Origin of the sequence: Pseudoalteromonas pernae (genome assembly GCF_039831865.1) — a bacterium.
Classification (GTDB): domain Bacteria; phylum Pseudomonadota; class Gammaproteobacteria; order Enterobacterales; family Alteromonadaceae; genus Pseudoalteromonas; species Pseudoalteromonas pernae.
On record NZ_JBDODM010000002.1, the window covers coordinates 135,852 to 159,398 of the forward strand.

Here is a 23,547-nt window from a genome sequence, read left to right on the forward strand (position 1 = left end):
CCGACTACATGAGTGATGGCCATCTTATCATTGCTGTTTGGCTTACACAGCAGTTAATTTGCGCATTCTGCGCATTTTATGTTCGTTTAACGCTCAATCGTTTACTTGGAACTGGTTACAACCTTGAAATGTCGTTTAACAGTGCAAAGGCCGTTAATGCCAACAACAAAGTAGCTCCGATACGAAAACCAATTTCTTGCGTCTTTTCAGAGACTGGCTTTTTGCGGATAAGTTCAATTATGTAATACATTAAATGTCCGCCATCGAGTACAGGCAATGGCAAAAGATTGAACACACCCAAGCTCACACTAATAAGTGCTAAGAAGCTCAAAAACGCGACAAAGCCGTAACTTACACTAGTTCCAGCCCCCACAGCAATGCCCACAGGGCCACTAATGTTTTTAATCGACACTTGCCCTGTGATGAGGTTTGCTATCATCTCAAAGCTCAAACTCACCATCTGCCATGTTTTTGTAACCCCTAACCCTATAGCTTCAACAGGGTTGTAGCTGCGGGTAATAATACTGTCTTCGGGCCAAGGTTCAACTACAGGAACAACCCCCAAGTAACCGCGCGAAAAACCGTCTTCAATTGGTTTATTCGCAGGTGTCACTTGTACATCAAAACCACTTTTGCCACGCATGACATACAGGTTCAACGTACTTTGTGCGGAACGTTCAATAACCTGCACGAGCGAAGACCATGTCTGTATCAACTCACCATCTACGCTCACGATCACATCGCCTTCTTGTAACCCTGCTTTCTTAGCGGGCGAGTCAGGCGCAACCATAGCAATGGCCAATGTTGCGTCCGGTCTAAAAGGCACAATGCCGACAGAAGCCAATGGTGATTCATCTCGCTTGTCGAGTTTCCAACCACTCAAATTGAGTGACTTAATATTTTGCGACCCCGATGGCGTTTCTACTTTAACGCTAACGGCATCATCACCTAGGTGTTGCATCAATGCCAGTGTGACTTCTTGCCAGTCTTGAGTTTGCTGTGAGCCAATAGACACGAGTTGTTCACCACTGCGAAGACCCGATTGCTGAGCACGGCTCTGAGCGGTAACCTCACCTATAATAGGCTTCACCGATTGCACCCCGATGACATACATCAAAGTAAGCGCAAAAATAGCAAATAAGAAATTAGCGATAGGGCCTGCACTGACGATAGCAATACGTGCATACACAGACTTTGAATTAAAGGATAAATGGCGTTCATGTTCAGGCACGTCGTCTACGCGCTCATCGAGCATTTTTACGTAACCGCCCAGCGGGATCATAGCCAGAACGTATTCCGTCCCTTGCTTGTCGTACCAACGAACCAAGGGCTTACCGAAACCGATAGAAAAGCGCAGGACTTTTACACCGGCTTTGCGTGCAACCCAAAAGTGACCGTATTCATGGATAGTGACAAGAATACCTAGTGCAAGAATAAACGAACCAAGGTGCCATAAAAACTCAAACATCATTTAATCCTTGTTTGTATTAGCTTTGTTGCCTGCACTCGGGCATCAGCATCGCACTGAAGAATTCCATCCAAATCTGCGCGATAATCTAATTTCATGTTCTCAAGGACCTGTGCGTTGACTGCGTAGATATCAGTAAAACGAATTTTCCCTGCTAGAAACGCGGCTACAGACTCTTCATTTGCAGCATTGATAACCGTCGTTGCAGCTTGGCCTTGTTTACAGGCCTCAATGGCTAAACGTAAATTGGGATAACGATTAAAATCAGGAGCATGAAAGCTAAAGTCTTTCATTTGCGAAAAATCCAAAGGCGCTACACCTGCGTCAATGCGCTGGGGGTAAGCTAAGGCATGCGCAATCGGCGTGCGCATATCCGGTTGCCCCATTTGCGCTAATACCGAACCATCACTGTACTGGACCATGGAGTGAATCATGCTCTGTGGATGAATAACTACTTCAATATCTTCAACCGCGGCATTAAAGAGCCATTTGGCTTCGATAAACTCCAAGCCCTTGTTCATCATGGTCGCTGAGTCTACCGAAATTTTTTGACCCATTGACCAATTAGGGTGAGCAACTGCCTCGGCGACCGTTATATCAGCAAAGGTGTCTAGCGCACGCTCGCGGAATGGCCCGCCTGAGCCGGTTAATAAAATTTTAGAGACACCATGAGCGCGTAACTGCTGCTCGCCCTGCTCTTTAATCGCCCCTGGCATGCATTGAAAAATAGCATTGTGCTCACTGTCGATAGGTAACAATGTAGCGCGATGTTCGCGGACTTTGTCCATGAACAACTGACCAGACATCACTAAGGATTCTTTGTTAGCGAGTAATACGGTTTTACCTGCTTCGATGGCATGCAAAGTGGGTAACAATCCAGCGGCGCCGACAATTGCTGACATCACGACATCAACGTCTTTATGCTGGCACACTAGTGCTAGTTCTGAGTTGTAATCAATGACCTGTGTGGCGCTATTTAGCGCGCTAAGGTGGTCTTGAAGCTGCGCGTTTGCCTGCGGGCATGACATGCTCGCGAACATCGGAGTGAAGGATTGACAATCTTTGACCATTTGCTCAACGTTGCGCCCTGCAACAAGAGCAAACACCTGGTAATCACTATGATTACGCGCGATCACATCCAATGTGCTCTGACCTATCGAACCCGTAGAGCCTAAAATAGTGACTCTTTTTTTACTCATAGGGTGATTGTCCACGCATAAAATACGACAAAAATAGGTGCGGCTGCAGTTAAGCTATCAATGCGATCTAAAATACCGCCATGACCGGGTAAACATTTACCACTGTCTTTCATCCCTGCTTGGCGCTTGAACATACTTTCAAGTAAATCACCCACAGCAGAAAACGCCGCAACGACAATCGCCATGAGGGCATAAAATATCCACATGGATGCTTCGATACCGTTGAAGTAGCAAAAAACCACAAGAAAAACGGCAGAACTCAATAAGCCGCCAACAAAACCTTCAATCGTTTTATTTGGGCTTACTTTAGGCATGAGTTTGTGCTTGCCGAAATTTTTGCCCGTGAAATACGCACCGACATCAGCACACCACACGATACCCAGTACAGCTAGGATGAGATAAGAACCAAACTGTGCGGACTCTTCATAGCTTGCGCTTCGTAACACACACAAGGCCAACCACAATGGCGCTAAGGTCAACACACCGGAAATACCACGCATGAGTAGACCTTGCGACCACGCATCACTGAACTTCGGATAACGCACCACGAGAATCGTCGCTACTATCCACCACGCTACGGAGAGCGTAAACACATAATTAATATCACCGCGCAACAGGCCGTTACTTTGCCATAACTCAGTAATAGGCCAATGCCATTGCATGAGTGCTACTAACGCAGCGATAGCAATTACATAACCGAGGCGCTTGATACGGTTATTGATCCCCATGAGTGCTGACCACTCATATGCACCCAACAAAACAATACCGCCAGCACAATAGCTAAACCAATCTAGGGGAGCCAAAAATACTAACGCTAACGCCAAAGGCGCCAAAATGAGTGACGTGATAATTCGTTGTTTTAGCAAGTCTTATACCTTCAACTTAGGGCTGAGCTGGAGAGAGTAATTGTTTTATTTGTTCACCAGTACATCCGAACCGGCGTTCTCTCGATACATAGCAGGCAATAGCCTCTGCAAAAACCGACTCGTTAAAGTCTGGCCAAAGCGTAGGCGTAAAGTACAGCTCAGCATATGCAGCCTGCCAAAGTAAAAAGTTACTGATCCTCAAGTCTCCACCTGTACGGATCAATAAATCTAATTCACTTTGACCATTAAGACTAATATGCTTTGCCAGCGTTTGCTCGTCAATGTCATCCGCTGATAATTCGCCTGCCGATACCTCAAGGGCTAACTGTTTTGCGGCATGGGCAATATCCCAACGGCCGCCATAGTTTGCAGCAATATTTAGCTGTAAACCGGTATTCTCACTTGTTAGCGCTTCAGCTGCAGCAATCTTCTCTTGTAGCTTTTGTGAAAAGCGACCTGTGTCGCCAATGATGGATAGTTTGACGTTATTTTTATGCAGTTTTTTTACTTCCCGCCCAAGAACCATCAAGAACAACTCCATGAGCGTCGTTACTTCATCTTCCGGACGTCGCCAGTTTTCGCTACTAAAAGCAAATAGGGTCAGCGAATGTACGCCAAGCTTGGAACAAAACTTAACTGCATCTTTAACCGCTTCAACCCCTTTTTTATGACCGTACACGCGCGGGTGCCCCTGCGCTTGTGCCCATCGACCATTACCATCCATGATGATTGCCACGTGTTTTGGCAATAACTGTTGAGAAATTTGTTCTGCGCCTAAAGTCATGTAACTTAAATTATCCACAAAAAAACGCCGCCTAGTATACCCTAGACGGCGTTACAAGCCTAATGCCAATTTATGAGCGAACCGCCCATAAATTAACCAATTAGATTTCCATCAACTCTTCTTCTTTGGCGCTTAATTGAGCATCCATTTCTTTGATGTACTTGTCTGTAAGCTTTTGAATTGCATCTTCACTTTGACGCGCTTCATCTTCAGAGATCTCTTTGTCTTTCAAAAGACCTTTGATATCGCTGTTCGCGTCACGACGAATGTTACGTACCGCAACACGGCCGCTTTCAACTTCGCCACGCACGATTTTGATAAGGTCACGACGACGCTCTTCTGTAAGTGGAGGAAGAGGAACGCGAATGACAGTACCAGCAGATGCAGGGTTCAAACCTAAGTCAGACGTCATGATCGCTTTCTCAACAGCCTGCGCTAACGACTTGTCAAACACGCTGATAGCAAGCGTGCGAGAATCTTCAATCGTCACGTTCGCTACTTGATTAAGCGGTGTGTCCGCACCGTAGTAAGAAACCATAATACCGTCAAGCAATGCTGGGTGAGCACGGCCAGTACGGATTTTAGATAGTTGGCTGCCAAGTGCTGCTACACTTTTTTGCATGCGCTCTTGCGCACTTTTTTGAATATCGTTTATCACGCTAGTATCCTACTTATTTTGTCTCACTCGAGGGTTCTGAAGAAATAAGAGTACCCTCTTCTTCACCCATGATGACGCGCTTAAGCGCACCAGGTTTATTCATATTAAAGACACTGATTGGCATTTTATGGTCGCGTGCCAGAGTGAAGGCAGCTAGGTCCATAACTTTCAGTTCTTTTTCAATTATTTCATTATAGGCAAGATGACGAAAAAGGGTCGCATCTGGGTTCTTTACAGGGTCGTCGCTAAACACGCCGTCTACTTTTGTTGCTTTGATAACAGTGTCAGCTTCAATCTCGATACCACGTAAACACGCAGCAGAGTCTGTTGTAAAGAATGGGTTGCCTGTGCCCGCAGCGAAAATCACTACACGGCCCGACTTCAACAAACTGATCGCTTCAGCCCAATTGTATGCATCACACACACCATTTAATGGAATTGCCGACATCAAACGAGCATTTACGAACGCACGGTGCAATGCATCACGCATTGCCAGACCATTCATCACAGTTGCTAGCATACCCATGTGGTCGCCTACTACGCGGTTCATACCTGCTTCTGCAAGCGAACCACCGCGCAAGAAGTTACCGCCACCGATAACTAAACCCACTTCTACGTCGAGTTCTACCAGCTCTTTGATTTCCTGAGCCATGCGATCGAGTACTTTAGGATCGATGCCGAAGCCCTCGTCTCCCATTAAAGCTTCACCACTTAGTTTAAGTAGAACACGTCTAAAAATAGGTTTGCGACTAATATTCATATTTTCCCGGCCAATAACGAATTGAAGATAAAAAATAACCGCGCCTATGTGGGTACATAAGAGCGCGGTTATTCTAATTAATTTTGCTGGGCGACGCAAAAGCAAATCATGGCTTTTGCTCACTTTGGCTAACGAGTTGCTCAGCCATTTGACTTAGCATGACACTCTGTTCCATCTTTCGCCACAGCATGGGTGCATTTCAACCTATCGAGTAATTACTCGCCTTTAGCAGCAGCGATTTGCGCAGCTACTTCAGCAGCGAAGTCTTCTTCTTTCTTCTCGATACCTTCACCTACTTCTAGGCGAATGAAACCAGAAACTGACGCGCCACGCTCTTTAAGCATTTCGCCAACAGTTTGCTTAGGTTCCATGATGAAAGCTTGACCAGTAAGTGAGATTTCACCAGTGAACTTCTTCATGCGGCCAACAACCATCTTTTCAGCGATTTCTGCAGGCTTGCCTTCGTTCATAGCGATTTCTACTTGAACTGCTTTTTCTTTCTCAACAACGTCAGCTGGTACGTCTTCTGGGTTTACGAACTCAGGCTTAGACGCAGCAACGTGCATTGCAACGTGCTTAAGTGTCTCTTCGTCAGCTTCACCAACTACTACAACACCGATACGGTCGCCGTGACGGTAAGAAGCAAGCTTGTCGCCATCGATGTACTCAACGCGACGGATGTTCATGTTTTCACCGATTTTAGCAACTAGAGCAACACGAGTTTCTTCGAATTGCGCTTTAAGCGTGTCGATGTCTGCTTTAGTTTCAGCAGCAGCGTCAAGAACCTGGTTAGCGAAACCTAGGAAGTTTGCATCTTTTGCAACGAAGTCAGTTTGACAGTTAACTTCAAGAAGCGCAGCGAAGCCGTTGCCTTCTTTGATAAGGATTGTACCTTCAGCAGCGATGTTACCCGCTTTTTTAGCAGCTTTAGCAGCACCACTCTTACGCATGTTTTCGATCGCTAGATCGATGTCACCGTTAGTTTCAGTTAGTGCTTTTTTACAATCCATCATGCCAGCGCCAGTGCGCTCGCGTAATTCTTTAACTAGGGCAGCAGTTACAGCCATGGGAGTTTCCTCAAATCAATGTTTAGAGCAAGTGACACAAAGTCACTTTTAAATAAGAATATCAAGTCTTCATCAGATTAAGATGAAGACTTGATGACAAAGCGATTAGCTATTACTCAGCTGCAACGAAATCGTCTTTTTCAGCTTGAACAGCGATGTTGCTTTCACGACCTTCAGTAACAGCAGCAGCAACTGCGTTAGTGTAAAGCTGGATAGCACGGATCGCGTCATCGTTACCAGGAACGATGAAGTCAACGCCGTCTGGGTTAGAGTTAGTATCAACGATAGATACTACTGGAATGCCCAGGTTGTTCGCTTCTTTAATTGCAATGTGCTCGTGATCAGCATCGATTACGAATAGAACGTCTGGAAGACCGCCCATATCTTTGATACCGCCAAGGCTCTTTTCAAGCTTAGCCATTTCACGAGTAAGCATTAACGCTTCTTTCTTAGTTAGTTTCTCAAACGTACCGTCTTGGCTTTGAGTTTCAAGATCTTTAAGACGCTTGATTGACTGGCGAACAGTTTTCCAGTTAGTAAGCATACCACCTAACCAACGGTGGTTTACGTAGTACTGGTCACACTTCACTGCCGCTTCTTTTACTGCTTCGCTTGCAGCGCGCTTAGTACCAACGAAAAGTACTTTACCTTTGTTTGATGCAGCGTTCTTGATGAAGCCAAGTGCATCGTTGAACATTGGTACAGTTTGCTCAAGGTTGATGATATGTACACGGTTGCGAGCACCGAAGATGAACGGCTTCATCTTAGGGTTCCAGTAACGAGCCTGGTGACCGAAGTGTACACCCGCCTGAAGCATATCGCGCATTGAAACGTTTGCCATTGTATTTTCCTCTAAATGGTTTGGGTTAAGCCTCCACATATCCCATAGCACCAACACGTTAGAATTAACTTCTTTCATGCACCCAAGTGTATGTGTCGATATGTGTGTGTGTTAATATTAAATGGTTATGTCTTCGTTACAGATAAACCAAGTCGCTTACATGAGAGAAAGTGAAATGATTTTATTTGTAAAAAGACGGCGCGCTTTATACCATATTAGCGACTAAGACTCAATCTTTTGCGCACTATTTGTTCGCAAAATACACCAAAAGAATCGAATTGGAGCATCAATGACTGCAGTGATCAAAACCCCAGAAGAAATCGAAAAAATGCGCGTAGCTGGCCGCTTGGCAGCCGAGGTACTGGAAATGATCGGTCCACATGTTAAGCCTGGGGTGACCACTGACGAGCTCAACACTATTTGTCACGATTATATCGTCAATGAGCAAAATGCTATTCCAGCTCCGCTTAACTATCACGGCTTTCCTAAGTCTATTTGTACGTCAGTAAACCACGTGATTTGTCACGGTATCCCCAACGACAAAGAACTTAAAGATGGCGACATCATAAATATTGATGTGACGGTTATCAAAGACGGTTATCACGGTGACACATCAAAGATGTTTCATGTCGGTCAACCAACTATTCAAGGTAAGCGTTTGGTTGATGTAACGCAGGAAAGCCTGTATCTGGCGATCAAAATGGTGAAACCAGGCGCACGTTTGGGCGATATTGGTGCAGCCATTCAGAAATACGCAGAAGGCTTTAGTTACTCAATCGTACGTGAATACTGTGGCCACGGTATAGGTAAAGAATTCCACGAAGAGCCACAAGTCATGCACTATGGACGTCCTGGCACAGGTGAAACTCTACAAGCAGGCATGTGTTTAACTATTGAACCTATGGTCAACGCGGGCAAGCGCCAATGCAAATTGCTCAAAGATGAGTGGACAGTAGTAACCAAAGATCGCAGTTTATCAGCGCAGTGGGAACACACCTTGCTTGTGACCGATAATGGCGTTGAAGTATTAACGCTACGCAGCGACGAAGATTTACCGCGTATTATCGAGCATAACTAATCAATTAAGGATAACTAAGTGGCCCTACCGAATAAATTAAAAGACCTGCTTGAGCAGGCAGACAAATTGGATGAATACAAAGCGTGTAGTCAATATTTCTACAAATGGCTTAATAACCAATTTGATAAACAACCGGTAGGCTCACTCATCCGCGCTCGCGCTGAGTACATCGACAGATTACTGATCAAACTCTTTCACAGCTGCAACTTGGCTCACGAAGCTGAGTTAGCTCTGGTCGCGGTTGGCGGTTATGGGCGCGGCGAACTACACCCCTATTCCGATATCGACTTTTTGCTGCTGGTCAATGAAGATCCCAAAGAAGAAGTATGCGAAAAAATAGGTCAGTTCGTCACTATGTTGTGGGATCTGAACTTAGAAATCGGTCACAGCGTACGCACTCGTGAGCAAGTGATTGAGCAAAAGCGCGAAGATGTGAGTTTCGCTACAAGTTTGCTCGAAAGCCGCTTGATTTTCGGCAATCATATCGAGTTTGAAAAGCTCAAAGAGCACATTGTGCAAACGCCAGTTTGGGGTTCTGCAGAGTTCTTTATTGCTAAACGCCAAGAACAAGACGTGCGCCACCGTAAATGCCATGGTACAGCGTATAACTTGGAGCCAAACATCAAGGAAAACCCGGGGGGGTTACGTGATTTGCAAACCATCATTTGGGTGGCCAAGAAGCATTTCCAAGCCGAGGCCCTTGAAGAGCTCATCAATCATGGCTACCTCACTCACGAAGAATATCAAGAACTACTCGAGTGTTTAGAAAACCTCTGGAATATTCGCTTTGCGCTACATTTAGCTGCGGGTCGAAATGAAAATCGGTTGTTATTTGACTACCAGCCTCACGCCGCAGAGATTCTTGGTTTTGGCAACGAGGGCAAGGCTTCTGTAGAGCGCATGATGAAACGCCTGTTTCGGATCATGAGCCGTGTACGCGAACTCAACCAGATGCTGCTGACTAACTTTGAACATTCTATCCTTCCGGATCATCAAGACTTGCCTGCCGTTGAATTAGATAGGAATTTTGAACGAATTGGCCATCAAATCCGTGTGAAAAATCCGTCTGTATTTTTCCGCCGTGATCAATTGTTAGTGCTGTTCGAACATATCGCAGACAACCCAGAAATCACGCATATATACCCAAGCACCATACGCACAATGCGTCAGGTTCGTCGACGCCTACTAGGTGATTTACAAGATTACGCGGGGTGTCGCGAGGCATTTATGCGTCTAATCAAGCACCCTAACGGTATGGGCCGTGCGTTTACCTTGATGCACAAACACGGCATGCTTGCCGCGTATCTGCCCCAATGGCGAAATATTTTTGGGCAAATGCAATTCGATTTATTCCATGCGTATACGGTGGATGAGCATACCCATAAGCTTATCAATAACATCTACCAATATGGCGATAAAGCAAGAGTTAGCGAGTTTCCTATATGCAGTGAAATTGTCACCCGTATGGATAAGCCAGAATTACTTTATCTCGCAGCCATCTTCCATGATATTGCCAAAGGTCGCGGTGGTGATCACTCTGAGCTTGGCGCAGTGGATGCCCTTGAATTTGCGCGCCTACACCGATTACCAACATCAGATGGAAAACTCATAGCATGGCTGGTAGAAAATCACTTATTGATGTCAGTTACTGCACAGCGCAAAGACATTAATGACCCCGATGTCATCAACGAATTTGCAGGCAAGGTCAAGAACGAACGTCAGCTCGATTACTTATACTGCCTAACCGTTGCAGACATTCGCGCCACTAATGACAACCTGTGGAACGATTGGAAAAATACCCTGCTGCGTGAACTGTATCTGCATACTCAGCGTGCTTTACGACTTGGACTTGAAAATCCAATGGATATGCGTGACCAAATTCGCGATAAAAAACAGCAGGCTAAGCAAAGGTTAATCAACTTAGGATATGATGAGCCGCAAATCGATTTACTGTGGAGTCGATTAAAAGCTAATTACTTTACCGCGTTCAGCGAGCAGCAAATCTCTTGGCATTGTGAACACTTAATGCAAGAACAAGATTTATCACAAGCCAGTGTGGGCGTTTCTCCTGAGCCAATGCATGGCGGCACCCAAGTGTTTGCGTACAGTCCTTATAGCTCTGGCTTATTCGCGAGACTTGTGGCGGTAATCGGTTCTAAGAAAGCACAAATTCAACATGCTCAAGTCATGACTACCAAAGATGGCTATGTGATTTTTACGTTTGTCATACTTGAAGTGAATGGTGAGCCGCTAAGTAAAGGTCGCAGTAATGGGATACGTCGTGCGTTGGATCAAATCTTAAAGGATCCGAAGAAGAAAATTCGTATCAAGAAAAACCGTTCGCAACGTTTTAAAGACTTCAACATCAAACCTAAAGTTGTGTTACGCCCTCATGCTCGCTCAGACCGCAGCTTGATAGAAATTCAAGCGGTGGATATTCCTGGTTTATTAACCAAGATTGCGCAGGTATTCCAACGCTATCAACTCCATATCCATGCCGCGCGTATCACCACAGTCGGAGAGCGCGCAGAAGACTTTTTCGTGGTCTCAAACAACGATTACAAGGCGTTGACGGATGAAGAACAAGTTAAAATCCATCAAGCCCTTAGAAAAAAACTAAATGCTGATAACGAAACCACTATGGCGTGATCAGCGAACAAAACGAGGAAATCATGACAGATTTAAAGTCTATCATTGAACAAGCGTGGGAAGAACGCGATTCAATCAGTCCAAGTACTGTGTCCGACCAAGTAAAAAACGCCATTATCGACGTGTTAGAGCGCCTAGATAAGGGTGATGCTCGCGTTGCGGAGAAAATCTCTGGTGAGTGGGTCGTTCATCAGTGGTTGAAAAAGGCAGTGTTGCTGTCATTTCGTATCCGAGACAACCAGGTTATCTCAGACGGTGCTAATCAATACTACGACAAGGTGCCTTTGAAATTTGCAGATTACACACCTGAGCAATTCCAACAAGAAGGAATGCGTGTAGTACCAAATGCTGTAGCACGTAAAGGCAGCTACATTGGTAAAAATGTGGTGCTAATGCCTTCATACACCAATATTGGTGCGTACGTCGATGATGGCACTATGGTGGATACGTGGGCCACAGTTGGCTCATGCGCGCAAATTGGTAAGAATGTTCACCTATCAGGTGGTGTGGGCATTGGTGGCGTTTTAGAGCCGCTGCAAGCGAACCCAACAATTATCGAAGATAACTGTTTCATCGGTGCGCGCTCTGAAATCGTTGAGGGCGTCATTGTTGAAGAAGGTGCGGTGATTTCCATGGGCGTGTATATTTCACAAAGTACACGTATTTATGACCGAGAAACGGGGATCACTCATTACGGTCGAGTGCCAGCGGGTTCTGTTGTTGTGCCTGGCTCATTGCCAAGTAAAGATGGTAGCCACAATCTCTATGCGGCGATTATTGTTAAGAAAGTTGACCAACAAACACGTGAAAAAGTAGGCGTAAATGCCTTACTGCGTGGTATCGAGTAGTAACGCTTTGGCTGGCCCTGTGGGGGCTAGCCAACACTTCACCACGATTAATTTATTCCATCTCACCTATTAAATTTGAAATATTTACTTCACTGCGGTACTGATAGTAAAAATCGTGTGTGAGATAAATAAATGAATAAACGCTCCTTCTTAAAAACCTGTTCAATATTAGGCGCTGGTTTACTGACCAGCCAAAGTGCTCATGCAATCGGCATACCCAAGGCCATGGGCAAGGATATCATCAAACCAAAGGCGCTGCCTAAAGGGGGCACAATAGGCCTAGTCAGTCCCTCTGCTGCCACAGCCCACCACAAAGACATTTTAATCGCACAGAAGGTGATTGAGGCACTCGGCTACCGAGTAAAGCTAGCACCTCATGTGATGGAGCGCAGAGGTCACCTTGCAGGGACGGACCAACAACGAGCGGATGACATCAATTCATTGTTCACAGACAAGCAGGTCGACGCCATATTTTGCTTAAGGGGCGGCTCTGGTGCTGCACGCGTCCTGCCGCTACTCGACTATCCAAGCATTAAAGAAAACCCTAAGTCGCTACTTGGATATTCTGACATCACAGCGTTGCACAACGCTTTGCTATCACAAACAGGCATGATTAGCTTCCATGGCCCGAATGCAACCAGTGATTGGAATGCATTTCACGTTGAGCAATTTCAACGCGTTTTTGAGCAACAACAGTCGATGCGCTACGAGAATCTTGATAAAAAAGATGATGAGTTGGTCAATACTCGTTATTTCACCCAAACCATCACGTCTGGCACAGCATCAGGTCGACTAGTGGGAGGAAATCTCACGGTGTTAACCGCCCTTGCGGGCTCGAAATATTTGCCAGACTTTAGTGATAAGATATTGTTTTTAGAAGATATAGATGAAGCGCCATATCGCATTGACCGTATGATGAGCACGCTAAAGCTCATGGGGGCCTTGGATAAAATCACCGGCTTTGTATTTGGTGATTGCAACGACTGTAAGCCAGGGGCTGGTTACGGCTCACTCTCTTTAGATGAAATATTTGCTGACTACATCAAGCCGCTTGGCATCCCCGCATACCGCGGTGCCATGATTGGCCATATTAAACGCCAGTTTATTTTACCTGTGGGCGCACAGGTCACACTCAATGCCGATGCAGGAACTATAAGCCTCGACGAATCAGTGTTTAGCTAATAAAACATCAGGCACAAAAAAAGCCCCTTTATGGGGCCTCAATCTCTGTTTAGATTAAGCTGCGATTGCAGTTGCCCAACCTAGGATTGCATTTAGACAACCGATACCTGCAAATACTGCTACGAAAGCAACGAAGTACTTGAAGTTGAAAGGGTCTTTAAAATCACCTTTTTGTGCCATTACTACTTACCTCTAAAACACGACAAAAAACGGCGCACATAATAATCTAATATTGGCTATCAATCCAGCGTTAGCACGATTCTCCTTTGCACTAATTCGCTAAGAATTTGTTTAGCACCCTGCTCTATCTGCACTAATGTAAAATGCGGAGCTTGCTCATAGATAGCTGCGCACAAGTCACTAAAGAGTGCGCCATCTTGTTGCTGTATACCGTCAAGCAATAACGCCGTCATGGCATTGAGTGCCAAAAATTGTACCTCGTCGTCTGTGTCTCGATACACGCAAATGTAACTAGGGACTTCGTCTGGCTGTTGCGGTTGGTGTTGCACGGAAATAGTTTGCACCGGGTAGTGATAACACACAACCTGTGCGCAATCACTGAAATACAATGGCTCGCGCGCGATATCAACAACAGGCCTATATCTTCGCGTTTCCTTCGCTGTGGCTACAGCCAATTCCACCCATTCATAATGAGCCAGTTCAATTAAAAACGCTGGGTCCGTATCAAGTGGCTCATATTCTTGCGCCAAAAATGTCACGAACTCCTTTGAGATATCGACGAAATACGGTGAGTGGGCTTGGTGCCTAGCAAAAAAACTGCGCACTAAAGCAAGCCACATATCGTCTTGATAAATACTGCGTAACACTGGGAATCCACTTTCTAAAAAGCCATTCACATTATTAAAGAATAAGTCTCTGTAAATCCCCATGCGTCTGTCTTCGATATCACTGGGGCAGGTGTTATTTTCGGGGTCTCGAATGTGCGCGCTAAATTGCGCCTGAACTTCTTTAAAATGCATACTCACGCTCTTCTTTGATGCGCTAAAAATGGCTTTTGGATTTGGTGAATAATATCGAGTTCTTTTACCAAATCGCTCATAGGCGGAATATTAAAGTCGCGTTCTAATAAAGTTGGCTGCACACCATGGTATTCGTATGCTTTAGTTAGTAATGCCCATACAGGGTCAATGACATCGGCACCATGAGTATCAACAATCAAATCTTCAGCTTCATTATAGTGACCAGCAATATGCATATAGGCAATACGTTCACTAGAGAGCGCTCTTAGGAAAGCATCAGCGTCGTAGCGGTGGTTTACAGAGTTCACATAGATGTTGTTGACATCAAGCAATAACTGGCAATCTGCTTCTTGCAGCACGCTTTTGGTAAATTCCAGCTCAGTCATTTGCTGACCCGGCGCACCGTAATACGAAACGTTCTCTACAATCAATGGGCGCTCAAGGATATCCTGCACTTGGCGAATACGCTCAGATACATATTTCACTGACTCTTCAGTGAAAGGGATAGGCATTAGATCATACATGTGTCCGTCTGCACTGCAGTAGCTCAGGTGCTCGCTGTACATACGAATATTGTGCTCGTCGAAAAACACTTTTAGCTGCTTGATAAAATCGATATCGAGCGGATCAGGTGAACCAATGGACAATGACAAACCATGACATACAAAAGGATGCCGCTCCGTGAGCATTTTAAATTGCTTCTCAAGCTTGCCACCAAATGGAAGCCAGTTCTCCGGCGCCACTTCCATAAAACCCACTTGCTCAGGTATGTGCTGTAGCATATCACTCAGCATCTCTCTGCGCAGGCCTAAGCCAACTTGAGCCGTGCTCGGCAAACCTATACTCATACTGCGCCTCCTAAAATAATACAAGCCGCATCAAGCGGCTTGCAGTTTGTTGTACCCGCTGAGCGATTATGCGCCGTGGCTACCACATTTACCTTCTTTAGTTTTAGACTCGCCGCATTTGCCTTCTTTTTCGCCTTTTTTGGCTTTGGCTTCGCCGCATTTACCTTCGCCACATTTACCTTCTTTTTCGGCTTTTTTAGCTTCGCCACATTTACCTTCGCCGCATTTGCCTTCTTTTGCAGCTTTTTTAGCTTCGCCACATTTGCCTTCGCCGCACTTACCTTCTTTTTCAGCTTTTTTAGCTTCGCCACATTTGCCTTCGCCGCATTTACCTTCTTTTTCGGCTTTTTTACCTTCGCCGCACTTGCCTTCACCGCATTTACCTTCGCCAGCATCTAATTGATAGCCTGCTGTCATTGCTTGCATTTCAAATGGGTTTGCTTGTGCATCTGTCGCTGTCAGTGATGCGCCCGTTGCAACAACGGCACCCAAAGTAAGGGCGATAGAACTTTTCTTCAATGTATTCATGCTTCTTGCTCTCTCTGTGTTAGTAGCTTACAAAACAAATAGACCTTGCCTGTATTTAAATCCTTTCACGATTATTCAATTTTTTCTGTAAAAAGATCATTGTCTTTAATATGACGCGAGATTGTTATTTTATCAATAGCTTGGTTCAAGGTAGAATACGTCGCCCTGAGGTTTGTATAGGTCGAACATGAAATTAATATTAGCTCCCATGGAAGGTGTCGTTGACTTTAAAATGCGCCAACTGCTCACTGACATTGGTGGCTTCGATCTGTGCGTCACTGAGTTTGTGCGGGTCGTCGATCAAAAACTTCCGCGGCGCGTATTTATGCGTTACTGCCCTGAGTTGCATAATGATGGCTATACTCGCGCAGGGACACCGGTAAGAATTCAATTACTCGGACAACATCCCCAATACCTTGCAGAAAATGCGGTTAAAGCAGTTTCACTTGGCTCACATGGCATCGATTTGAACTTCGGATGCCCTGCCAAGACCGTAAATAAAAGTAAAGGCGGCGCTGTTTTGCTCAAAGAGCCAGAGCAAATTTATCGAATTGTTAAAGCTGTTCGAGATGCCGTTGATGATGAACATATCGTCACCGCAAAAATAAGGTTAGGCTTTGACGATTGCTCCAACAGCGAAGAAATATTCGATGCAGTGGTTCAAGCAAAAGCAAATGGCATTGCCATTCATGCGCGCACTAAACGCGACGGCTATCGACCGCCTGCCTACTGGGACAAAATTGCACCGCTTGTTGCCAAAAACGAAGATATTCAAATTGTCGCAAATGGCGAAATCTGGAATTTAGACGATGCTAATAATGCCCGCCAGCAAAGCCATTGTAGTAACATCATGCTTGGGCGTGGCGCACTGGCGATGCCAGATCTTGCTGCTTGGATTAAGGCCAGTGATGCCAATGAACACCATACCAAGCTAACTTGGTACGATATCCTTTATCACATTGTTCACTCGTCAATGCATGATGACGAGCTCATGTCGAAACGGTATTTTGCTAATCGTACAAAGCAGTGGCTTGGTTATTTGAAGCGAAACTATGAGCAAGCGCACAATCTCTTTGATGATATTCGTACACTCCATGATAAAGATGAGGTATTGGCGGTGCTGAAACGTCATGCAGAGGGAGCCAATAGCTAGAGCGCGTTGCCAGCTTTTTAGCTTTTAGTTGATCATGGTCATATCAATATGTGCTTAAACTGACCACAATTACATTCCCTTGAGTTTGATTTGGATTGTGGCATGAGTACAGAAACGCTCGATTTAGAAGAACAGGTCGTACTGTTATTAGCACAGGTGCGTGAAGAGTTATTAAATCGTCTTCGTTATTCATCTGTCAGTCATGACAACAACTTATACACCCAACTGAGCGAACACCCAGAAGATGATTGGGTCGCTTATTTGAGGGAAAAAGCAGGCCCCTCATACAAGGAGTTAGTCGACAAACTAGAAAGGTTGGAGGCAGCCCAATGCCAATTTGACTTGGGCCTATTCGGCTTTTGCAGCGATTGTGAGGAGCCCATCGAAGACGAACTCCTTGAACACGATGTGACGACGCAACGCTGCAAGAAATGTGAGTCGCTAGTTAAAGCTCGTGAACAATAGATGCAAACATAAAACTCTGACCAGGGTGACGTAATACCTGTTTGAATAGCCCCTCAGCCACTTGTGGCGTAACCCCGCGTTGCGCCAAAGCGGTCATTACAAACTCTTTATCCCACATTTGATAATGAACACCTAAGTCCAATTCCATCCAAATAAGTGCTAACTGTGCTTGAGCACTAGAAAGTTGCTGTGATTTTGCCCAGCTCTTGATATCTCTGTAATTTTGACGCCAATCTAAATCATCACCCAACACAGATAACGCTTGTTTTGGTAGCGGTTCCAACGAACGTTCATTGGCTTGATTAAGCTGCTTTTGCACCGCCGTCATCCACTGGATTGGTGAGTGTACTTGATCACTGTAGTAGTTAATTTTCACCTGAAACCAGTCTTTGCCATTAGGCAATTGTGATAACCCCAATTGATTACGGGGTATGTATTGGGCTAGATAATCCTGTAACTGGCGTATAGCTTTTGATAAAGAATCGGTTGAGCTGATAGAAATCAGAGCATCAAGTTGCGCTTGCATATGTTCGCGCTCAACTTGATTGATATAAATCTTACTCCTTTCACCCTGTTGCAGTTTAGCCTCTACATAAGTTAGCCACTTCGCTAATTCGCTTTGCAGTTTCGGAGTCTGCAACTGCTCGGAGTGCTCTGCTACATCAAGTAGTAACGGCCAAGGCTGATAACGTCTAACAAAACGCTCTTCAGTGCGCAGGTAGTCATAGGTACGCAATTGAGCGTCACTTAGCGTTTGAGCATTAACGTTTGCGTAGATTTGATGACGCTGCTTTAGGTATTCCTCTGTATAGGGCCAAGGCGCTTGCTCATTGGTAAAATCACCCACTAGCTTAGAGTTTAAACTTTGTAATTGCGTGAGTGTTTGTGTGGCATTTAATTGAGGCTCGTTTGAACAAGACACCAGTAGTAAAAAAGAGAGAAGGCTCAGAACTCGGAAGTACATGTCGTGTCCTACAAATTATTTCGTTAACTATAAAAAAAGCCCCATATAGGGGCCTTTTCAATTCATCTTAAAGATTAAAGACTCACGCCATTGCGCTGCGCTTTATCTTTGATGAACGTTTTCCAGCTAGTAGCAAACTTACGTGTGCTTGGATCTTCAGCTGCTTTAGAGATTGCTGCATAAGCTTGCTTATACTTCTCTTGCTGAAGGTACGCTTCGGCCAAGTCAGAGTAGATAGCACCCTTCTTATCCGAACCCAAGTCCAACGATTTATTCAATAACGCAACTGCTTTATCAAATTGTTGCTCTTGTAAGCGTAGTGAACCTGCCTTACGGAAAAGCTCTGCATCGTTATCAAAACTTGCAGCTTCTTCGTAGTACTTAGCCGCTGTCTTAATGTTTTTCGCATTATGATAGTAGCTCGCCACGGCGGTTACATTTTGCTTTGTACGCTCAACTTTGCCGTCATTCATCGCTTTTTCCATATGGAAACCAGCTTTGTACGGAATACCAACGAAAGAGTACAGTTGGGCAAGAACCTTAAAGTCTGTTTCAGACTCTAAGAAGCCACTGTCGTATGCGATATCCATGATAGTAAGACCTTTTTGGTAATCTTCCACCTGCATATAGAAACGACCTAAGTTAGTCCAAGACTTTTTGTCTTCAGGCCAACTCTTAACCATACGTTCGCCAACTTTTACTACGTTTTTGAAATCTTTCGTTTCGTAGTAAGCGCCCATAAGTAACGAGAAAGGAGCCTTTTTAGGTTCGCCTTTAGCGTTTAACTCGATTGCGCGCTCCGCCGGTTGAATAACGTCTTTAAACTGACCAAGCTCGTAGTTTGCCTGCGCAATACGCGTGTACACAGTTGCATCTTCTTCACCAGTGAAGTCCATCCAATCAATGTATGCTTTTTTCGCTTCTTTGTACTTTTTGGTGTTAGCCAATAAGTCACCAATCAGCTTCATAGCTTGCTCTTGGTCGCCAAAGTTAAGTACATCTGGTTTGATAGCATCCTGAATATACTTGATAGCTAACTGATAGTTGTCTTTTTGTGCATACAACTGACCCAAATAGCGGTCAACTGTCGCTTTGTCGAACTTATCAGAAGGCTCAAGTTCCTTCAGTAGTGCAATTGCGCCGTCGATATCTTCAGCTTCATAAAGCTCAAACGCTTTAACCACTTTTTTACCGACACGCTCACCCATTACTTTCGTTTTGGCGTTTTTGCGCTTTTCAATCTCTTCATAGTTAGGAGCAGCAACAGCTGACGTGCTTACAGCCGCTCCAGAGATAGAGATTAGCAAAGCGAGTGCAGTTACTTTCGATAGATTTTTCATCCTACACTCTCCTTACTGGTCTTGGTTAAGTTTAAAGTCAAGCTGAACTGTGATGCCAGGCTGTTTCATTGGCTTGCCATCAACAACTTTAGGCTTGTACTTCCACTTTAACAGTGCGCGCTTAGCTTCGCGGTCGAAGATACGTTTTGGCTCTGCATCGATTACCTCAACGTCTTCTACACCACCGAGCTCATTGATAGTGAATGAAAGTTGTACCCAACCTTCTTTACCATCACGTGCTGCTTGCACTGGGTATTTAGGTTCAATTCGAACAAGAGGTGTAGCATCACCATCTCGACCAAATGCACCTGGGCCACTTAACCCACCTGCAGAACCACCCACGTTAACACTTGGCATGTTGAAGCCTAGTGCGCCTGGATCAGCATTGCTGTTATCAGGCTGTGGCGGCTGCGGCTTTGGCGGCTGCTTAGGAGGTGGTGGAGGCGGCGGCGGTACACGCTTCCGCTCCTGCACCTTGGATTCAGGTGGATTCGTCATAATTTCGACAACGATCTTCTCTTTCTCGTCAGCGGCGCGTCCATCTCCTCCGGAGATTAGATACGCCATGAAAAAGAATAAGCCGAAAGTAACTGCCCCACCTGCAATCAGTGAAAACAGAAAACGAATCATTACTTTTCTCCAGCGATAGATATCTTATCGATACCTGCAGCTTTAATTTGGTCCATAACCTTCACAACTACACCGTGTTTCGCTTCTTTATCCGCTTGGATAATAACGACTTCAGTTGGTTGTTCAGCTAATAGACGTTCGATGTTTGCAGCTACACGCTCGGCATCTACCTGACGCTTATCCATCCAAATTTCACCATTTGAGCGGATAGCGATGAAGATATTTGCATTCTTCTGTTTAGTCGCCTGCGCTGCTTCTGGTTTATTTACATCAATACCAGCTTCTTTAACGAACGATGTTGTTACGATAAAGAAGATAAGCATGATGAATACGATGTCTAGCATCGGCGTCATATCGACCGCTGCTTCTTCTTGTTCACGAAAACGCTGTTTACGTGCCATATTCAAATCTCTCTCTAGTGATGAGGCAAACTATCAATGAGCTTTTCTTTAGCCATTTTTGCACGTGCTTCAAGACGTGTACTAAAGAATACACCTGATAGTGCCGCAACCATTCCAGCCATTGTTGGGATTGTTGCCATTGAAATACCTGACGCCATTAATCGAGGGTTACCAGTACCTTGAGTTGCCATGGTTTCGAAAACCGCGATCATACCCGTTACAGTACCTAGTAGACCAATCAATGGACATACCGCTACCAATGTCTTAATCAACAACATGCGCTCATCTAATTTTTCAGACGCTTCAGAAATCCATGCATCGCGGATTCTGTGTGCGTACCAAGACGTAGTGTCTTGGCGGGCGTCCCACCTAGCTACAATTCCCTTTTTCATTTTCGGAAATTCAGCAAGTAGGAACCAATAGCGCTCAATCATTAAAACCCACATGAGGAAGAGTGCTATCGCGACCACGTATAAAACCTGGCCGCCTGTGCCAACAAAATCCCTGATAGATTCCCAAATCTCCATCAGGACTAGCATTAGGCTTTCTCCTTCTCCGCGTGAGCAGCAATGATACCAGAGCTTTGCTCATCAAGAATGTGGATGATTGATTTACTTTTACCCGCAACAACAGCGTGTACTAGGATTAACGGTAGTGCCGCAATTAGACCTAGAGCAGTAGTTACAAGAGCCATTGAGATTGAACCAGCCATGATCTTCGGATCACCAGTACCGAATAGTGTGATCTGCTGGAAGGTGTTGATCATACCAACAACGGTACCAAGTAGACCTAGTAATGGTGCGATAGCAGCCAAGATCTTGATGATGTTGATACCCATTTCGATGCGAGGCGTTTCACGTAGAATCGCTTCATCAAGCTTAAGCTCAAGGTTTTCAACGTCTTGGTTTTTGTTGTCTTGGTAAACTTTAAGGATACGACCAAGTGGGTTACCTTCAGAAGGTGCACTTGTATTCTTAAGTTGACTCTTGATCTTACCTGAAGTGATTGTTAGGTCTACAAGACGTACAATCGCGATTAGGAAACCAACAACTAGTAGGATAGCAATGATGTAACCTACTTCACCACCTTGGTGGAAACGCTCTTCTGGAGTCGCTTTCTGCGTGTTTAGACGCAAGATTGAACCACGAGTAGGGTCAACGTAGAAGCCAGTGTACGCGTCAGATGAAGTACCGATAAGTGACTTAGCAGTATCTAGCACGTAACCGTCTGGTTGACGACCTAGTGGTTGAATCGATTGAGTGTCACCAGAGTAAATCAGGTAACCATCGTCTGTGATAAGGTTGAAGTTACCAACACGAGTAACGTTCTTAGTCGAAGTTGAACCGTCTAGCTCTGAAACTTCCGCTTCAAATGAAGAGATCTTTGCAGATTCAGTCATTTCAGTTTGTAGAGCAATCCAAAGCTCTTCTAGTTCACGAGTAGTAGGAAGCTCTTTCGCTGCCGCTAGTGAACGAAGAATTTCAGCACGTCCTGGCTTTTCAGCACTTACTAGTGAAGCTTCGATTGAACCAATCGTTTCTTGCGCTGCACGACGTACAACACCGAACATCTCACCAAGTGTACCTTTTGCGTTTTCAAGCGCAGTTTCTTTCTCAGCTAACGTGATTTCGTTTTGAGCGTATTCTTTTTGAAGACGGTCGCCACGTGCTTTCTCAGCTGCAAGCTCACGCTTTGCAGTGTTAAGAAGAGCTTGCTGGTCAGCGCGAGCTGCTAGGAACTCTTGCTCACGTTTTTTGTTTAGCTGGCCTTCAGAAATACGCTCTTTTTTCACTTGCTCTAGGATTTGATCTAGAACTTGCGTGTTTGCATGAGCGTTTAGCGCAGCACCGGCAGAAACAGATAGTACTGCTGCAACAGCAAAACCTTTAAATAGTTTCTTCATTATCGATTACTCCGCGCCGAAGATTGGTAGTTTAACAAGATCCGGAGCCGCTTGCTTACGCGCCATACGGATTGTCTCTTTGATAGGCTTTAAGAACTCATCGCCTAAAGCTTCCCACTGCTTAGTGTTGTTATTCCACACCCAAGCACTCTTCTGGTCGAAAGACTGCGCAACATACGCAATACGACCTAGACGCGCGAAGTCTACAGAAATATCACGACCATCAATGTTCAGGGTGCCAGTGTTAGCAACCATAGTCGTGCTGTAGTCTTTCTCTACCATGTACGCTTCAAGAACCTGACGGAACTTTTCAGAAGTCGTTACAGAAGCGTTTGTCATGATTTCACGTAGCTTAGCTACGCGCTCAACACGCTCTTCAGTATCAAACGGAACGTCCGCTTTGATGAATTGCTCAAGCGTATCGATCATGCGATACATCAAAGGCACAACGTTTTGTTTAGTTTTGTCGATACCAGCGATCTGACGCTCTAGAGACTCGATTTGTGAGTTCTGGTCGTCAACAAGGCGCTGAACGTGGTCGTTATAGACCTTCATGATTTCGGTTTCATCTACAGTTGAGCGGTAGTCAGCGACTAGCTCTTGAGTTTGACCGTAGATGTTATCGATTTTAGTTTGAGACTTAACAGCAGCCGTTTGAATTGTTGCACCAGCTTTGTGCAAGTCGTTCAAAGGATCTGCCATCACATTGTTGCTTGCAAGTGCAGCTGCGCCAACCAACGCAGAAGCTACAAGACTCTTTCTGATTTTAACAGACATAGTTCCCAACCAATTAAGTAATGTTACTTTTTGAATTTTAAATTAACTCACCTAAGTAAGCTAAATCTAGGTATCTTTCTAGTGATACCAACTTGCCAATAATGCTAAAAGGTTCAAGTGCTGTCAACTTGATGTTCATCGCTATTTTTCTAGTATTC

At 45.0% G+C, this 23,547-nt stretch carries 25 protein-coding genes; 6 read left to right on the forward strand and 19 right to left on the reverse strand.

Going from position 1 to position 23,547, the window contains the following annotated elements:
- Positions 1-115 precede the first annotated feature (115 nt).
- From rseP to rpsB, 8 genes are all read right to left on the reverse strand, one after another.
- Positions 116-1,468, reverse strand: a complete 1,353-nt coding sequence (gene rseP / locus V1358_RS04700) for a sigma E protease regulator RseP (protein WP_347392768.1) — start codon at positions 1,466-1,468, stop codon at positions 116-118.
- The gene (gene ispC / locus V1358_RS04705) at positions 1,468-2,667 is read right to left on the reverse strand and encodes a 1-deoxy-D-xylulose-5-phosphate reductoisomerase (protein WP_347392769.1); all 1,200 of its coding nucleotides are present in this window, start codon (positions 2,665-2,667) and stop codon (positions 1,468-1,470) included. Before ispC ends, rseP begins: the two co-directional genes overlap by 1 nt.
- On the reverse strand, positions 2,664-3,533 hold the full coding sequence (locus V1358_RS04710; protein ID WP_347392770.1) for a phosphatidate cytidylyltransferase: 870 nt from the start codon (positions 3,531-3,533) through the stop codon (positions 2,664-2,666). Before V1358_RS04710 ends, ispC begins: the two co-directional genes overlap by 4 nt.
- A 16-nt stretch (positions 3,534-3,549) precedes the next feature.
- A complete protein-coding gene (uppS, locus tag V1358_RS04715; protein WP_440589867.1) occupies positions 3,550-4,317 on the reverse strand; it encodes a polyprenyl diphosphate synthase in 768 nt (255 codons plus the stop codon).
- Positions 4,318-4,417: 100 nt separating this feature from the next.
- Positions 4,418-4,975: a ribosome recycling factor gene (gene frr / locus V1358_RS04720; protein ID WP_347390826.1), complete on the reverse strand. Its 558-nt coding sequence runs from the start codon at positions 4,973-4,975 to the stop codon at positions 4,418-4,420.
- A 13-nt stretch (positions 4,976-4,988) separates the two neighbouring features.
- Positions 4,989-5,735, reverse strand: coding sequence for a UMP kinase (pyrH, locus tag V1358_RS04725; protein WP_347392772.1), 747 nt, complete (start codon positions 5,733-5,735; stop codon positions 4,989-4,991).
- A 215-nt stretch (positions 5,736-5,950) separates the two neighbouring features.
- The gene (gene tsf, locus V1358_RS04730; protein ID WP_347392773.1) at positions 5,951-6,802 is read right to left on the reverse strand and encodes a translation elongation factor Ts; all 852 of its coding nucleotides are present in this window, start codon (positions 6,800-6,802) and stop codon (positions 5,951-5,953) included.
- A gap of 112 nt (positions 6,803-6,914) precedes the next feature.
- Positions 6,915-7,643, reverse strand: coding sequence for a 30S ribosomal protein S2 (gene rpsB / locus V1358_RS04735; protein WP_347390829.1), 729 nt, complete (start codon positions 7,641-7,643; stop codon positions 6,915-6,917).
- 289 nt (positions 7,644-7,932) lie between these two features.
- Between rpsB and map the strand changes: the two genes are divergently transcribed.
- From map to V1358_RS04755, 4 genes are all read left to right on the forward strand, one after another.
- Complete coding sequence (gene map, locus V1358_RS04740; RefSeq protein ID WP_347390830.1) at positions 7,933-8,721, forward strand: type I methionyl aminopeptidase; 789 nt, start codon at positions 7,933-7,935, stop codon at positions 8,719-8,721.
- 18 nt (positions 8,722-8,739) lie between these two features.
- Positions 8,740-11,370, forward strand: coding sequence for a [protein-PII] uridylyltransferase (gene glnD / locus V1358_RS04745; protein WP_347390831.1), 2,631 nt, complete (start codon positions 8,740-8,742; stop codon positions 11,368-11,370).
- 23 nt (positions 11,371-11,393) lie between these two features.
- Positions 11,394-12,218 (forward strand): 2,3,4,5-tetrahydropyridine-2,6-dicarboxylate N-succinyltransferase, encoded by an 825-nt coding sequence (gene dapD, locus V1358_RS04750; RefSeq protein WP_347392774.1) that lies wholly within the window; start codon positions 11,394-11,396, stop codon positions 12,216-12,218.
- A gap of 132 nt (positions 12,219-12,350) precedes the next feature.
- A complete protein-coding gene (locus V1358_RS04755; RefSeq protein ID WP_347392775.1) occupies positions 12,351-13,400 on the forward strand; it encodes a S66 peptidase family protein in 1,050 nt (349 codons plus the stop codon).
- Positions 13,401-13,454: 54 nt separating this feature from the next.
- Here V1358_RS04755 and V1358_RS04760 read toward each other — a convergent pair whose 3' ends face one another.
- From V1358_RS04760 to V1358_RS04775, 4 genes are all read right to left on the reverse strand, one after another.
- Positions 13,455-13,580 (reverse strand): hypothetical protein, encoded by a 126-nt coding sequence (locus V1358_RS04760; protein WP_347390834.1) that lies wholly within the window; start codon positions 13,578-13,580, stop codon positions 13,455-13,457.
- Positions 13,581-13,639: 59 nt separating this feature from the next.
- Positions 13,640-14,380 (reverse strand): HvfC family RiPP maturation protein, encoded by a 741-nt coding sequence (locus tag V1358_RS04765; RefSeq protein WP_347390835.1) that lies wholly within the window; start codon positions 14,378-14,380, stop codon positions 13,640-13,642.
- 2 nt (positions 14,381-14,382) lie between these two features.
- Positions 14,383-15,228, reverse strand: a complete 846-nt coding sequence (locus V1358_RS04770) for an HvfB family MNIO-type RiPP peptide maturase (protein WP_347392776.1) — start codon at positions 15,226-15,228, stop codon at positions 14,383-14,385.
- A 66-nt stretch (positions 15,229-15,294) separates the two neighbouring features.
- The gene (locus tag V1358_RS04775) at positions 15,295-15,756 is read right to left on the reverse strand and encodes an HvfA family oxazolone/thioamide-modified RiPP metallophore (RefSeq protein WP_347392777.1); all 462 of its coding nucleotides are present in this window, start codon (positions 15,754-15,756) and stop codon (positions 15,295-15,297) included.
- Positions 15,757-15,943: 187 nt separating this feature from the next.
- Here V1358_RS04775 and V1358_RS04780 point away from each other — a divergent pair, with 187 nt between their 5' ends.
- Both V1358_RS04780 and V1358_RS04785 read left to right on the forward strand, forming a co-directional pair.
- Positions 15,944-16,909, forward strand: coding sequence for a tRNA-dihydrouridine synthase (locus tag V1358_RS04780; protein WP_347392778.1), 966 nt, complete (start codon positions 15,944-15,946; stop codon positions 16,907-16,909).
- A gap of 102 nt (positions 16,910-17,011) precedes the next feature.
- A complete protein-coding gene (locus V1358_RS04785) occupies positions 17,012-17,374 on the forward strand; it encodes a TraR/DksA C4-type zinc finger protein (RefSeq protein ID WP_347390839.1) in 363 nt (120 codons plus the stop codon).
- On the opposite strand, the gene V1358_RS04790 is transcribed toward V1358_RS04785, so the two are convergent.
- The 7 genes from V1358_RS04790 to V1358_RS04820 form a co-directional block, all read right to left on the reverse strand.
- Positions 17,355-18,338 (reverse strand): hypothetical protein, encoded by a 984-nt coding sequence (locus tag V1358_RS04790; protein ID WP_347392779.1) that lies wholly within the window; start codon positions 18,336-18,338, stop codon positions 17,355-17,357. The genes V1358_RS04785 and V1358_RS04790 overlap by 20 nt on opposite strands.
- A gap of 74 nt (positions 18,339-18,412) precedes the next feature.
- Positions 18,413-19,678: a tetratricopeptide repeat protein gene (locus V1358_RS04795; protein ID WP_347392780.1), complete on the reverse strand. Its 1,266-nt coding sequence runs from the start codon at positions 19,676-19,678 to the stop codon at positions 18,413-18,415.
- Between the two features lie 12 nt (positions 19,679-19,690).
- Positions 19,691-20,308, reverse strand: coding sequence for an energy transducer TonB (locus V1358_RS04800; RefSeq protein WP_347390842.1), 618 nt, complete (start codon positions 20,306-20,308; stop codon positions 19,691-19,693).
- Positions 20,308-20,709 (reverse strand): ExbD/TolR family protein, encoded by a 402-nt coding sequence (locus tag V1358_RS04805; protein ID WP_347390843.1) that lies wholly within the window; start codon positions 20,707-20,709, stop codon positions 20,308-20,310. Before V1358_RS04805 ends, V1358_RS04800 begins: the two co-directional genes overlap by 1 nt.
- 14 nt (positions 20,710-20,723) lie before the next feature.
- The gene (locus V1358_RS04810) at positions 20,724-21,248 is read right to left on the reverse strand and encodes a MotA/TolQ/ExbB proton channel family protein (protein ID WP_347390844.1); all 525 of its coding nucleotides are present in this window, start codon (positions 21,246-21,248) and stop codon (positions 20,724-20,726) included.
- Positions 21,248-22,612: a MotA/TolQ/ExbB proton channel family protein gene (locus tag V1358_RS04815; RefSeq protein ID WP_347390845.1), complete on the reverse strand. Its 1,365-nt coding sequence runs from the start codon at positions 22,610-22,612 to the stop codon at positions 21,248-21,250. The genes V1358_RS04810 and V1358_RS04815 overlap by 1 nt, the downstream gene beginning before the upstream one ends.
- 6 nt (positions 22,613-22,618) lie before the next feature.
- The gene (locus V1358_RS04820) at positions 22,619-23,389 is read right to left on the reverse strand and encodes a DUF3450 domain-containing protein (RefSeq protein ID WP_347390846.1); all 771 of its coding nucleotides are present in this window, start codon (positions 23,387-23,389) and stop codon (positions 22,619-22,621) included.
- Between the last annotated feature and the right edge of the window lie 158 nt (positions 23,390-23,547).